This window comes from Tabrizicola flagellatus (assembly GCF_008271465.1).
Taxonomy (GTDB): domain Bacteria; phylum Pseudomonadota; class Alphaproteobacteria; order Rhodobacterales; family Rhodobacteraceae; genus Tabrizicola; species Tabrizicola flagellata.
The window spans coordinates 63,124-76,106 of record NZ_VMDU01000014.1 but is presented as its reverse complement, the minus strand read 5'-3'; the positions used below and the strand labels follow the sequence as shown (position 1 = coordinate 76,106).

Annotated in this window: 15 protein-coding genes and 1 other RNA gene; 14 read left to right on the top strand and 2 right to left on the bottom strand. The window is 66.8% G+C overall.

Going from position 1 to position 12,983, the window contains the following annotated elements:
- Window positions 1-192 precede the first annotated feature (192 nt).
- The 13 genes from FL625_RS15130 to FL625_RS18600 all read left to right on the top strand — a co-directional run bounded on the left by FL625_RS15130 (window position 193) and on the right by FL625_RS18600 (window position 8,103).
- Complete coding sequence (locus tag FL625_RS15130) at window positions 193-1,065, top strand: hypothetical protein (RefSeq protein ID WP_149589511.1); 873 nt, start codon at window positions 193-195, stop codon at window positions 1,063-1,065.
- 115 nt (window positions 1,066-1,180) lie between these two features.
- Window positions 1,181-1,534: a transfer-messenger RNA gene (gene ssrA, locus FL625_RS15125) on the top strand.
- Window positions 1,535-1,722: 188 nt separating this feature from the next.
- Entirely contained in the window at window positions 1,723-2,373 is a 651-nt protein-coding gene (locus tag FL625_RS15120; protein ID WP_149589510.1) for a DUF1194 domain-containing protein, read from the top strand.
- A 69-nt stretch (window positions 2,374-2,442) separates the two neighbouring features.
- Window positions 2,443-3,693 carry a chromate efflux transporter gene (gene chrA, locus FL625_RS15115; RefSeq protein WP_149589509.1) on the top strand — a complete coding sequence of 417 codons (1,251 nt, stop codon included), beginning with the start codon at window positions 2,443-2,445 and terminating at the stop codon, window positions 3,691-3,693.
- Window positions 3,694-3,779: 86 nt separating this feature from the next.
- Window positions 3,780-4,238, top strand: coding sequence for an SspB family protein (locus FL625_RS15110; protein ID WP_149589508.1), 459 nt, complete (start codon window positions 3,780-3,782; stop codon window positions 4,236-4,238).
- Window positions 4,238-4,789 carry a class I SAM-dependent methyltransferase gene (locus FL625_RS15105; RefSeq protein ID WP_149589507.1) on the top strand — a complete coding sequence of 184 codons (552 nt, stop codon included), beginning with the start codon at window positions 4,238-4,240 and terminating at the stop codon, window positions 4,787-4,789. The genes FL625_RS15110 and FL625_RS15105 overlap by 1 nt, the downstream gene beginning before the upstream one ends.
- 104 nt (window positions 4,790-4,893) lie before the next feature.
- Window positions 4,894-6,288, top strand: a complete 1,395-nt coding sequence (fumC, locus tag FL625_RS15100; RefSeq protein WP_149589506.1) for a class II fumarate hydratase — start codon at window positions 4,894-4,896, stop codon at window positions 6,286-6,288.
- Window positions 6,288-6,467: a DUF4169 family protein gene (locus FL625_RS15095; RefSeq protein WP_149589505.1), complete on the top strand. Its 180-nt coding sequence runs from the start codon at window positions 6,288-6,290 to the stop codon at window positions 6,465-6,467. The genes fumC and FL625_RS15095 overlap by 1 nt, the downstream gene beginning before the upstream one ends.
- A gap of 47 nt (window positions 6,468-6,514) precedes the next feature.
- Window positions 6,515-6,745 carry an N-(5'-phosphoribosyl)anthranilate isomerase gene (locus tag FL625_RS15090; RefSeq protein WP_149589504.1) on the top strand — a complete coding sequence of 77 codons (231 nt, stop codon included), beginning with the start codon at window positions 6,515-6,517 and terminating at the stop codon, window positions 6,743-6,745.
- Window positions 6,746-6,847: 102 nt separating this feature from the next.
- Window positions 6,848-7,066 (top strand): ribbon-helix-helix domain-containing protein, encoded by a 219-nt coding sequence (locus FL625_RS15085; RefSeq protein ID WP_149589503.1) that lies wholly within the window; start codon window positions 6,848-6,850, stop codon window positions 7,064-7,066.
- Window positions 7,066-7,218: a hypothetical protein gene (locus FL625_RS18610; RefSeq protein ID WP_354001260.1), complete on the top strand. Its 153-nt coding sequence runs from the start codon at window positions 7,066-7,068 to the stop codon at window positions 7,216-7,218. The genes FL625_RS15085 and FL625_RS18610 overlap by 1 nt, the downstream gene beginning before the upstream one ends.
- Before the next feature lie 15 nt (window positions 7,219-7,233).
- Window positions 7,234-7,416, top strand: coding sequence for an alcohol dehydrogenase catalytic domain-containing protein (locus tag FL625_RS18605; protein ID WP_354001262.1), 183 nt, complete (start codon window positions 7,234-7,236; stop codon window positions 7,414-7,416).
- Window positions 7,417-7,449: 33 nt separating this feature from the next.
- Complete coding sequence (locus FL625_RS18600) at window positions 7,450-8,103, top strand: zinc-binding dehydrogenase (protein ID WP_354001261.1); 654 nt, start codon at window positions 7,450-7,452, stop codon at window positions 8,101-8,103.
- A 79-nt stretch (window positions 8,104-8,182) separates the two neighbouring features.
- On the opposite strand, the gene scpA is transcribed toward FL625_RS18600, so the two are convergent.
- Entirely contained in the window at window positions 8,183-10,309 is a 2,127-nt protein-coding gene (gene scpA, locus FL625_RS15075; protein WP_149589502.1) for a methylmalonyl-CoA mutase, read from the bottom strand.
- A 65-nt stretch (window positions 10,310-10,374) separates the two neighbouring features.
- Here scpA and FL625_RS15070 point away from each other — a divergent pair, with 65 nt between their 5' ends.
- A complete protein-coding gene (locus FL625_RS15070) occupies window positions 10,375-10,866 on the top strand; it encodes a DUF4174 domain-containing protein (protein WP_149589501.1) in 492 nt (163 codons plus the stop codon).
- An 88-nt stretch (window positions 10,867-10,954) separates the two neighbouring features.
- Here the strand turns inward: FL625_RS15070 and FL625_RS15065 are convergent, their stop codons facing one another.
- Window positions 10,955-12,958: an acetyl-CoA carboxylase biotin carboxylase subunit gene (locus FL625_RS15065; RefSeq protein ID WP_149589500.1), complete on the bottom strand. Its 2,004-nt coding sequence runs from the start codon at window positions 12,956-12,958 to the stop codon at window positions 10,955-10,957.
- Window positions 12,959-12,983 lie beyond the last annotated feature (25 nt).

Sequence of the window (12,983 nt, the reverse complement as noted above, 5' to 3'; positions counted from 1 at the left end):
CTCTCCTCGGGCCGGACTCTAGCATCAGATGGAGGAGTTCTCGGGGGTCAGAGCACATCTTCTTCGACTTCGCGGATGGAATGAATGTCAACGGCGGCACCGGCCGGGATGTGGCCGTGGCACTCGGGGACACTGGCGTGACGGTCGACATGGCTGCGCAGGACCTCGAATGTGTGATCGGTTGCGACAAGGATGACACGATCTGGGTCACCGCGGCAGACCGGCCCGTTTTCGCGGCCGGGGGGTGGCGGAGCGGAACGCTTCATTCTCGACAACCTGGAGGCACAAGGCCCAAGGATCCTCTGGGGCGGAGCCGGGGCGGATCATTTCGAGTTTCGGAGCGGCGGGCTGGTCAGCCTCGCGGTTGTGCAGATCGACGGCCTGACCGAAGAAGCCTTCTCGCGCCTGACCCTCGCAGACCTTGGGCTGGGCGGGATCGAACTGTCGCTCCTCAGCGCCATCATCATCAACCCCGACGAAACCGACCGGTTCTACTCCGACGATGGGGTTCTTGGGACATCGTCGGTGAACCTGCCGGACTGGTGGGAAATCGGCGAAGAAGTGTTGGACCTGCTTCTGCCCGGATATGGCACACCTGTATCACTGGATGTGCGGACTTCCGACGTGCTGGGTGGAAGCCATGCGATTCAAGGCGTATTCCGCAACGAAGTGCGCGCGATCCACGAAATCATCCTTCAGTACAACCACTTTGACGTCACCGTCCGGTCGGACGGGGGATATGACGTGGTGGAGACCGACACCTACGAAGAAGGCCTCATTCGCTGGAGCGATGAAACCGGCTCCATGATCGACACCCGCGCCGAGGTCATTGAAGATGCGTTGATGACGGCTGACCTGCTGTTTGCCCAGTGGGACGAATATGACTACGGGCACATCACCAGCGAATACTGGACCGTGCAGGATCGTTCGGACATCCCTACCGGGCCATTCCATGTCGTAGGCGGAAAGTTCGGCGGCGACGTCCTGTCCGAAAATGGCGACCTGAAGGGCACACTGCCTGACGACACCGGACCTTCGCCCTTCGACTGGCTCCTCGCGGCCTGATCTGCGGTCCCGCCCCTCATGAAACGGTCGGAAAGGAAGCTTTCCAATTCCCTTACGTCCGCGACCAACCCATTGCTTCTGCTAGCTGATCCGGAAATGTCCACCGTGGACACCCGCCCTTGCGCGCCCTGTCCCCAGCCCCTATATTGACCCCTGTCGGGGGCAACCCCGACTATGGCGATAAACGCACCTGTAATAATCGGCTCGGACCCGGGGGCGGTACCCGGCGGCTCCACCAGGCACCCGGCGTTGCGGGGGAACGGGGCCGAAATAGGATCGACGAACGACCAAAGAGGCCAGCTTTCGCTCGGTGAGGTACCACCGTTATCGGTCCATGATCACAGTTGCCAACGACAACCGTGCTCCGGTGGCGCTGGCTGCGTAAGCGGCTCGCAAAACCAAACCTAAGTCCTTCCGCTTAGCCGCGTAAGGCGGGGCCCGCCGGAGCCTGGCAACAGAATCCGGCACTTCCATAGTCATGCAAGAAGGCTCGGCTACCTTCGGGACTTAGGGACCCGCCAACGGAAAACCGCACCTTTTGCCCTCCCTCCGCTCCTCGATCGCCTTCGCCGCCTCGTCGCGTCCCAGGCCAGCGAGGAGTGACGCAGTCATCGACGAGCGGGTTGCCAGGGCCCGCCCCTGCCCCCATCCTGCGCCATGCTCCGCACGGCCCTCCTCCTCTGCCTGACCGCCCCGCCCGCCCTCGCCTGCGAGACAGCGCTCCTGTTGTCCATCGATGTCTCCGGCTCGATCGACCCGGCCGACTACCGGCTTCAGGCCGGCGGGCTTGCCGCCGCCCTGTCCCACCCCGACGTCATCGACGCCCTGGTCCGGGATCAGGTCGCCCTGGCCGTCGTGCAGTGGTCCGGCGTGACCGAGCAGGCGCTGCTCCTGCCCTGGGCGCGCATGCTGACCGAGGCCGACGTGGCCCGCTTCGCCGCCCGGGCCGAGGCGATGCCGCGCGCCTTCTCGGGCTCGGACACCGCCGTGGGCCAGGGTCTCCGCTTCGCGGCCGCCCAGTTCGCCGCCGTGCCCGACTGTCACCGCCGCGTCATCGACATCTCGGGCGACGGGCAGGAGAACGCGGGATTCACCGATGCCCGCGCCCGGGCCGAGGCGATCGCGGCCGGCATCATCCTCAACGCCATCGCCATCGAGGAACCGGGGCCCGCCATCCCGATCACCACCTATTACCGGCGCTGGATCATCTCGCCCGGCGGCTTTGTCGTGACCGCCCGCGGCTTGCAGGACTATGCCGAAACGCTGCGCCTGAAACTGCTGCGCGAACTTGCAAAACCCATGGGCTGACTGTCAACGGGGTGTTACCCGGCGCGAATAGCCCTTCCTCCCTTCCCCGGCCTGAGCCAACCTTCCCCGATGAGCCCGACACTGGCCGACCTGACCCGGACCTTTGCCCGCATCGGCTGCCTTTCGTTCGGCGGTCCGGCGGCGCAGATCGCGCTGATGCACCGCATCGTCCTGGACGAGAAGCGGTGGGTCTCGGAACCCGACTACCTGCGCGCGCTGTCCTTCTGCATGCTTCTGCCGGGGCCCGAGGCGATGCAGCTGGCAACCTGGATCGGCTGGCGGCTGCACGGGGTGCGGGGCGGGCTGATCGCCGGTGGCCTGTTCGTCCTGCCGGGTGCGGCGGTCGTGCTGGCGCTCTCGCTTCTCTACGCGGCCCTGGGCGAGGTTCCCCTTGTCGCGGCGCTGTTCACCGGCATCCAGGCCGCGGTCATCGCAATCGTGATCGAGGCGCTGATCCGTGTCTCGCGCCGTGCGCTGAAATCGCGCGAAGCCTACCTGATCGCCCTTGCCGCCTTCCTGGGCCTTTTCGTGCTGGACCTGCCCTTCCCGGTCATCATCCTGGCGGCCGGGCTCTGGGGCTTCCTGCGCACCCCCGGCGGCCGCACCGACACCCCGACGCCGCCCGCCGCGCTGACCAGGTCGCTGACGGCGGCGCTCACCTGGGGGGCAATCTGGCTGCTGCCGCTGGCCGGCCTGATCGTCGCGGCCCCGCAACGCCTGGCCGAGATCGGCATCTTCTTTTCGAAACTCGCCGTCCTGACCTTCGGCGGCGCCTATGCGGTGCTGGCCTGGATGGCGCAGGAGGTGGTCGAGGGCAAAGGCTGGCTGACGCTGAAACAGATGATCGACGGCCTGGGCCTGGCCGAGACCACGCCCGGTCCGCTGATCCTGGTCAACCAGTTCGTGGGCTTCCTCGCCGCGCACCAGGTCGGCGGCTGGCCGCTTGGTCTTGCGGGGGCGGCCGTCGCGCTGTGGATGACCTTCGTCCCCTCCTTCCTCTTCATCTTCGCCGGTGCCCCGTTCATCGACCGGCTGACCCACATGCCGCGCCTGGCGGGCGCGCTGGCCGCGATCACCGCCGCCGTGGTGGGCGTCATCGCCAACCTCTCGCTCTGGTTCGCGCTGCACGTCCTGTTCGCCCATGTTCCCGAAACCACGCTTGGCCCCTTGCACCTGACCTGGCCCGACCCGACCAGCCTGCGCCCCCTGCCGGCCCTGATCGCCGTCTTCGCCGCCTGGTCGCTGCTTGTCCGGCACCGGAACCTTCTGGTCGTGCTGGGCCTTTCGGCACTCGCCTCGGCTGCGGCGGCGGTTCTTTGACGCTCGCCTCATCCAGCGCAAGGCCACCCCTTCCCTTGGCCCCCGAATCCCCTATGCTGCAACCCAACCGGGAAAGGACGGCGCCGATGGCACGCACGATCGACTACGGCAACCTGATGCACAAAGCCATGCGCGGCCTGATCCAGTCGGTCCTGACGGAGGTCGCCGAACACGGATTGCCCGGTGCGCACCACTTCTTCATCACCTTCGACACCACGCACCCGGACGTGCAGATGGCCGACTGGCTGAAGGAACGCTATCCCACGGAAATGACCGTGGTCCTGCAACACTGGTTCGAGAACCTGACCGTCACAGACGACGGTTTCAGCGTCACGCTGAACTTCGGCAACTCCCCCGAGCCGATGGTCATTCCCTTCGACGCCCTGCGCACCTTCGTCGATCCCTCGGTCGAATTCGGACTGCGCTTCGAGACGCAAGAGCAGGAAGAAGACGAGGTGGAAGAGGAAGAGGATATCGAGGTCGAACCCGAGGCCGAACGCCACGACGCCGAGATCGTCTCGCTCGACCAGTTCCGCAAGCACTGATGTCCGACCTCGCCCTGTTCCGCCGGCGACTGCTGAAGAATCCCCGGCAGGTCTCGGCGATAGCTCCGTCCTCGCGCACGCTGGCGCGGGCGATGACACTGGGCCTCGGGCCGACCAGCGGGCGGGTGGTCGAGTTCGGCCCCGGCACCGGGCGCTTTACCGAGGCGATGCTCGCGCGCGGCGTGCCGCCGGAAAACCTGACCCTGTTCGAACTGGACGAGGAGTTCGTCGCCTACCTGCGGCAGAAATTCCCCGGCGTGACCATCCATCAGCTGCCCGCGCAGGAAGCCGCCCGGCTGGTCGCGCCCGGGGTCTCGACGGTGATCTCCGGCCTGCCGCTTCTTTCGATGCCCGAAGAGGTGCGCAAGGGCATCGTCGCCGCCGCCTTTGCCATCCTCGCGCCCCGCGGGCGCTATGTCCAGTTCACCTATGGCCCCCGTCCGCCCCTGCCGCCCGAGACCATCGCCGCGCTCGGACTGACAGTGAACAGGGGCAACAAGGTCTGGGCCAACCTGCCCCCCGCCACCGTCTACCGTTTCCGCCGCGCCTGACGCCTGCGACATTTGCGGCGCCGCTGCGGTATACCAATGTATGCCAATTGATTTCGCGGCCCCCCGGCGCTATGCGGGGCGCGAGAGTTTGCGAGGAGATTCCGATGACCGCGACCCGCACCGAAACCGACAGCTTCGGCCCGCTCGAGGTTCCCGCCGACAAGTACTGGGGCGCGCAGACCCAGCGGTCGATCATCAACTTCCCGATCGGCTGGGAACGCCAGCCGGTCCCGATCATCCGCGCGCTTGGCGTCATCAAGAAGGCCTGCGCGCTGGTGAACATGGCGCAGGGCGACCTGCCCGCAGACCTTGGCAACGCCATCGTCGCGGCCGCGCAAGAGGTGATCGAGGGCAAGTTCGACGACAACTTCCCGCTGGTGGTCTGGCAGACGGGCTCCGGCACCCAGTCGAACATGAACGCGAACGAGGTGATCTCGAACCGCGCCATCGAGATGCTGGGCGGCGTGAAGGGCTCGAAGAAGCCCGTCCACCCGAACGACCATGTGAACATGGGGCAGTCCTCGAACGACACCTTCCCCACCGCGATGCATGTCGCCATCGGCATGCACACCCGCGACGTGCTGCTCCCGGGGCTGGAGAAGCTCTCCAAGGCGCTCTGGGCGAAGTCGGACGAATTCAAGGACATCATCAAGATCGGCCGCACCCACACACAGGATGCGACGCCCCTGACGCTGGGCCAGGAATTCTCGGGCTATGCCACCCAGGTGGACCGCGGGATCGAACGGGTGAAGCTCTGCCTGCCCCACATCTACGAACTCGCCCAGGGCGGGACGGCCGTGGGCACCGGGCTCAACACCCGCGTCGGCTTCGACAAGCGTGTGGCGGCCGAGATCGCCAGGATCACCGGCCTCCCCTTCGTCACCGCGCCGAACAAGTTCGAGGCGCTCGCTGCCCATGACGCGATGGTCATGTTCTCGGGCGCGCTGAAGACGGTCGCGGGCTCGCTCTTCAAGATCGCCAACGACCTGCGGCTTCTCGGCTCCGGCCCCCGCTCGGGCCTGGGCGAGCTGATCCTGCCGGAAAACGAGCCGGGATCGTCGATCATGCCCGGCAAGGTGAACCCGACCCAGGCCGAGGCGCTGACCATGGTCTGCGCGCATGTGATGGGCAACGACGCCGCCGTCGGCTTTGCCGGCAGCCAGGGCCATTTCGAGTTGAACGTCTACAATCCGATGATGGCCTACAACGTGCTGCAATCGATCCAGCTTCTGGGCGATGCGGCCTCGAGCTTCACCGACAACATGGTCGTCGGCACCCAGGCCAACATTCCCCGGATCGAGAAGCTGATGAGGGAATCGCTGATGCTGGTCACGGCGCTTGCGCCCACCATCGGCTACGACAACGCGACCAAGGTCGCCAAGACGGCGCACAAGAACGGCACCACGCTACGGGAAGAGGCGATTGCCCTTGGCTTCGTCGATGGCGAGACCTTCGACCGCATCGTGCGGCCCGAGGACATGGTCGGCCCCAAGGGCTGATGGCCGAGGTCGTCAACCTCCGCACGGCAAGGAAGCAGGCGGCCCGCAAGGCCGCCCGCGCGGTCGCCGATGCCAACGCAGCCAAGCACGGCCGCACGAAGGCCGAGCGGGACCTGGAGAAGGCCCGCGCCGAGAAGGCCACGCGGGACCTCGACGCGCACCGGCGCGAGACGGAGTAACCTGCCGTTAACCTTGCCTTGGCACGGTGAAGGCAGGAGGTGCGCCGATGTCTGTCATGCCGCAATTCTTGTCTTCCGACCACTGGATCTCGCACCTGTTCTCGTCGCAGGCTGCACGAGAGGGCGGAGTCATCCGCCGGAAGGTCCGTGACGTGGAACGTTACGTCGGTCGCGAGCGCTTTCTCGACGAAATGAAGCGCCGAGGGTTTCCTGTCGTGGAGAACGCTGGTCAGTTCGTCATCTTCTGCAATCGCGAGCCAATCCGCAGGGTCGCCTAGACGATTTCTTCGAAGAAATCGTGCCGGACCCTTTGAAGGGTCCGAACCGGAGTTTTCGAAAACTCCGGTGACAAAGCCAACCGTTGCGCTACGGTCCCCGGCATGACCACCCGCCCCGCCAAGCACTCGCTCACCCTGCACGGCCATCGCACCAGCGTCTCGCTGGAGCCCGAGTTCTGGGACGCCTTCCGCGCCATCGCCGCCGAACGGGACACGCCCCTCAACGCGCTCGCCGCCGAAATCGACGCCGCAAGGCGCGGGGACGAGGGCCTAGCCTCGGCGATCCGCGTCTTCTGCCTGAACCATTACCGAGGATCCTGATGCGCGCCGCCGTACTTCGCGCCTACCGCGCGCCCCAGTCCCTCGAAACCGTGTCGGACCCCGTCTGCGAAGCGGACGGCGTGGTCCTCAAGACCCTCGCCTGCGGCATCTGCCGCAGCGACTGGCATGGCTGGGTCGGCGAACACCCGTAGGTCCGGCCGGGCGACATCCCCGGCCACGAATATTGCGGCGAGGTCCTCGAGGCCGGTCCATTGGCCCGCTGGCGACCCGGCGACCGTGTCATCGCCCCCTTCATCCTCGCCTGCGGCGACTGCCCGGAGTGCCGCTCGGGCCAGAGCACCACCTGCCGCGCCCAGCGCGTGCCGGGGTTCGGCGACCGAGGCGCCTAAGCCGAATACGTCTCGGTCCCCCACGCCCACAACCTGGCACGCCTGCCCGAAAGCCTCTCCCCCGCCCTCGCCGCCGGCCTCGGCTACCGCGTCGCCACGGCCTTCCACGCGCTGACCGGCCGCGCCGCGCTGCAGGCCGGCGAATGGCTGGCCGTCCACGGCACCGGCGGCATCGGGCTGTCCTGCCTCATGATCGGCCTGGCCATCGGCGCCCGCGTCGTGGTCGTGGACGTGGTCCCCGAAAAGCTGTCCCATGCCCTCGCGCTCGGCGCCGAGGCCGCGCTCGCCGCCCGCGACGGCGACGTGGCCGCGCGGATCGTGGAGCTGACCCAGGGCGGCGCCCATGTCAGCGTCGAGGCGCTGGGGATCGAGACCACCGCCAACGCCTCCCTGCGCTGCCTGCGCCCCCTCGGACGCCATGTCCAGGTCGGCCTGCCCACCGGCCACACCGCGCGGATGCAGATCGACATGAACATGCTCTACATGCGCCAGCTTTCGGTCTTCGGCTCCCGCGGCATGCCGGCCTGGCGCTACCCGACGCTCCTCTCCCTGATCGAGACCGGCCGCATCGACGTGACACCCATCGTCGCCCGTACCGTCCCCCTCTCCCGGGCGACCGTGGAACTCATGGCCTTCGACCACCCCGGCACGCCCGGCGTCGCCGTCATCACCGACTTCGCCACCTAGCGAAACCGTCCCCCTTGCCCTTTCCCAAATACTCCCGCCGGAGGCAGCCACGGCGCCGGGACGCCGAGACAGGGGGGGCTCAGCCCCGTGCCGCCCGGATCAGGTCCAGGATCTCCTTCGCGGCCGCCGGGATATTGGTTCCGGGACCGAAGATCGCCTTGACCCCGGCCGCCTTCAGGAAATCGTAGTCCTGCTGCGGGATGACCCCGCCGCAGATCACCAGGATGTCGCCCGCGCCACGCTCCTTCAGCACTTCGATGAGCCGTGGCGCCAGCGTCTTGTGCCCCGCCGCCTGGCTGGAAATCCCGATCACATGCACGTCGTTGTCGATCGCATCCTGCGCCGCCTCTTCCGGCGTCTGGAACAGCGGCCCCACGTCCACGTCGAAGCCGATGTCGGCAAAGGCCGTGGCGATCACCTTCGCCCCCCGGTCGTGCCCGTCCTGGCCCATCTTCACCACCAGCATCCGCGGCCGCCGGCCCTCGGCCTCGGCAAAGGCCTCGACATCCTTCTGGATCGCCTCGAAGCCCGCGTCCCCCTCATAGGCCGCGCCATAGACCCCGGCCAGCGTCTTGACCTCGGCGCGATGCCGCCCGAACACCTTTTCCATCGCCATCGAGATCTCTCCCACGCTCGCCCGCGCCCGGGCCGCTTCCACCGCCGCTTCCAGAAGGTTGCCGCCCGCGCCCGCGCGCCGCGTCAGTTCGTCCAGCGCCGCCTGGCAGCGCGCCTCGTCGCGGCCCGAGCGCACCGCCTTCAGCCGCGCGATCTGGGCCTCGCGCACGGCCATGTTGTCGATGTCGAGGATCTCGATCGGGTCTTCCTTGTCCTTGCGGTACTTGTTGACCCCGACGATCACCTCCTCGCCCCGGTCGATCATCGCCTGCCGCCGCGCGGCCGTCTCCTCGATCCGCAGCTTCGGCATGCCGGAGGCCACCGCCTTGGTCATGCCGCCCATGGCCTCGACTTCCTCGATCAGCTTCCAGGCCGCCTCGGCCAGCTGCGCGGTCAGGCTTTCCACATAGTAGGACCCGGCCAGCGGATCGACGACATGGGTGATCCCGGTCTCTTCCTGCAGGACCAGTTGCGTGTTCCGCGCGATCCGGGCCGAGAATTCCGTGGGCAGGGCAATCGCCTCGTCCAGCGCGTTGGTGTGAAGGCTCTGCGTCCCCCCCAGCACCGCCGCCATCGCCTCGTAGGCGGTGCGGATGACGTTGTTGTAGGGGTCCTGCTCCTGCAGGCTGACCCCGCTCGTCTGGCAATGGGTCCGCAGCATCAGGCTCGACGCCTTCTTCGCCCCGAACCCGGACATGATCCGGTGCCACAGCATCCGCGCGGCGCGCAGCTTCGCCACCTCCATGAAGAAGTTCATGCCGATGGCGAAGAAGAACGACAGTCGCCCCGCGAAGTCATCCACGTCCATCCCGCGCGCGAGGGCCGCCTTCACATATTCCTTGCCGTCCGCCAGGGTGAAGGCCAGTTCCTGCACCAGGTTCGCGCCGGCCTCCTGCATGTGGTAGCCGGAGATCGAGATCGAGTTGAACTTCGGCATCTCGCGCGAGGTGTATTCGATGATGTCGGCGATGATCCGCATGCTGGGTTCGGGCGGATAGATGTAGGTGTTCCGCACCATGAATTCCTTCAGGATGTCGTTCTGGATCGTCCCCGACAGATCCTTGCGGCTGACCCCCTGCTCTTCCCCCGCCACTATGAAATTGGCCAGGATCGGGATCACCGCCCCGTTCATCGTCATGGAAACGCTGATCCGTTCCAGCGGGATGCCGTCGAACAGGATCTTCATGTCCTCGACGCTGTCGATCGCGACCCCCGCCTTGCCGACATCGCCCACCACGCGCGGATGGTCGCTGTCATAGCCGCGGTGCGTCGCCAGGTCGAAGGCGACCGAGACGCCCTGCTGCCCGCCCGCCAGCGCCTTGCGGTAGAAGGCATTCGACTCCTCGGCGGTGGAAAAGCCCGCATATTGCCGGATCGTCCAGGGCCGCCCGGCATACATCGTCGCCCGCACCCCCCGGGTGAACGGCGCCACGCCCGGCAACTCGCCGATTTGCGGCAGCCCCTCCAGGTCCGCGGCGGTGTAAAGCGGCTTGACCGCGATGCCCTCCAGCGTCTGCCAGGTCAGACTTGCCGGGTCCTTCCCCTTCAGCTCCTTCGAGGCCAGGGCCTCCCATTCCTTCAGGTCCGCCATCACTCTCTCCGTTCCGCGCCGATCCGGCGCTTGGGCTTTTGCCGAAACCCGCCTATATCAAGGCCATGAAAGCCGTCGCCCGCCGCCCGTTCCTTGCCGTCCTGGCCCTGGCCATTCCGGCACTTGTCCTTTCCGCCCGGGCCGATGAGGCCCCGGCAACCGCCGATCTGCAGGAGGCGTCGCCCCCGGCCTTCGGCCCCGTCCCCGCCTCCGAGGTGGTGGAGGCCGAGCTTCTCTTCCTGCGCCGCCCGGTCATCGTCTTTGCCGACTCACCGGCCGACCCGGCCTTCGTGCGGCAGATGGAGCTTCTGACCCGCTACTACCCGCAGTTCGAAGCCCGCGACGTGATCCTCATCACCGACACCGACCCCGCGAACCCCAGCGACTTGCGCCGCAAGCTCCGCCCGCGCGGCTTTTCGCTGGTGCTGATGGACAAGGACTGGAAACCCTCGATCCGCAAGCCCCTGCCCTGGGACGGGCGCGAGATCATCAACTCCATCGACAAGATGCCAATCGCCCGCTCCGAAGCGCTGGAGCGGAACCCGGCGGGGCGATAGCGCGCGCCAGCCCGACCGGGGCCGATTTCCGCACGGAAATCGGTCCGGAATTCGCAGGAATTCCGGCGCCCGGCCGACCGGCGCGGCGTCATTCGAATTCCATGATGACATCGTCCACCTTCAGGCTGGACCCGGCGTTGGCCCGGATCTTCTTCACCACGCCCTTGCGCTCGGCCTTGAGGATGTTCTCCATCTTCATCGCCTCGACCGTCGCCAGCGCCTGACCCTCCTGCACCTCGTCGCCCTCGGCGACCGCGATCTTCACGACCAGCCCCGGCATCGGGCAGAGAAGGAATTTCGAGGTATCCGGCGGGGCCTTCTCCAGCATCAGCCCGGCCAGCGCCTTCTGGCGGGGGCTTTGCACATGAACCCTCAGGTCCGCACCACGAAGCCGCATGCGGAAGCCCATCGGAACCTTGCCGACCTTGATGACCAAAGGCTCGCCCCCTACGGAAAGGCGCGCCAAAGGCTGCCCCGGCGTCCAGTCGCTTTCCACCCGCAGATCGGTGCCGTCCTCGAAGACGACCGTCGATCCGGCAGGGTCGGCCTTGATCGTGACCGGCCAGCTTTCGCCCTGCACCGTCACAACCCAGTCGTCGCCAACCCGCCGCGTATGGTTGTCCATCGTCCCGGATATACGGGTCCGCCGGATTTCCGCGACCCGGTTCATCGCCGCCGCCGCCGCCGCAATCCGTCTCAACAGGCTGGAGTCCAGCGTCGCCCCGGTGAAACCACCCTCGTATTCCTCGGCGATGAAGGCCGTGGTGATGCTGCCGCTGACAAACCGCGGATGGTCCATCACGGCGGAACAGAACGGCAGGTTGTGTCCGATCCCCTCCACCTCGAAGGTGTCCAGCGCCAGCCGCATCTCCTCGATCGCGTCGGCCCGCGTCGGCCCCCAGGTGCAGAGCTTGGCGATCATCGGGTCGTAGAACATGCTGATCTCGCCGCCCTCGTAGACGCCGGTGTCGTTCCGCACGATCCCGCCGCGTTCGGTCTTGCCCTCGACCGGCGGGCGGTAGCGGGTCAGCCGTCCGATCGAGGGCAGGAAGTTCCGGTAGGGGTCCTCGGCATAGAGCCGGCTTTCCATCGCCCAGCCGTGGATCTTCAGGTCGGACTGCTTGAAGGGAAGCGGTTGCCCGTCCGCGACGCGGATCATCTGTTCGACCAGATCGACCCCGGTGATCAGTTCCGTGACCGGGTGTTCCACCTGCAAACGCGTATTCATTTCAAGGAAATAGAAGTTGCGGTTGCCATCGACGATGAACTCCACCGTCCCGGCGCTGGTATAGCCCACGGCCTTGGCCAGGGCGCAGGCCTGTTCGCCCATCGCCTTCCGCGTCGCCTCGTCCAGGAATGGGCTCGGGGCCTCCTCGATCACCTTCTGGTTCCGGCGCTGGATCGAACATTCACGTTCGTGCAGGTAGACGCAGTTGCCGTGCTTGTCGGCCAGCACCTGGATCTCGATGTGTCGCGGCTGGGTGACGAACTTCTCGATGAAGATGCGGTCGTCGCCGAACGATGCCGCCGCCTCGTTCTTCGAGGACTGGAACCCCTCCGCCGCCTCGGCATCGTTCCAGGCGATCCGCATGCCCTTGCCGCCGCCGCCGGCGCTCGCCTTGATCATCACCGGATAGCCGATGTCGCGGCTGATCCTCACCGCCTCGTCCGCATCGGCGATCAGGCCCATGTAGCCCGGCACCGTGGAAACCCCGGCCTCGGCCGCGATCTTCTTCGAGGTGATCTTGTCGCCCATCGCCTCGATGGCCGGGCTGGGCGGGCCGATGAAAACCACCCCCGCCGCCTCAAGCGCCGCCGCGAAGTTGCGGTTCTCCGACAGGAAGCCATAGCCAGGATGCACCGCCTGCGCGCCGGTCTGGCGGATCGCCTCCATGATCCTGTCGATCACGATGTAGGACTGCGCGGCGGGGGGCGGGCCGATATGCACCGCCTCGTCCGCCATCTGCACATGCAGCGCGTTGCGGTCGGCGTCGGAATAGACGGCCACCGTCTTGATCCCCATCTTCCGCGCCGTCTTGATGACGCGGCAGGCGATCTCGCCCCGGTTGGCGATCAGGATCTTGTCAAACATCGGCTCCCCCCAGTCGGAATGCAAA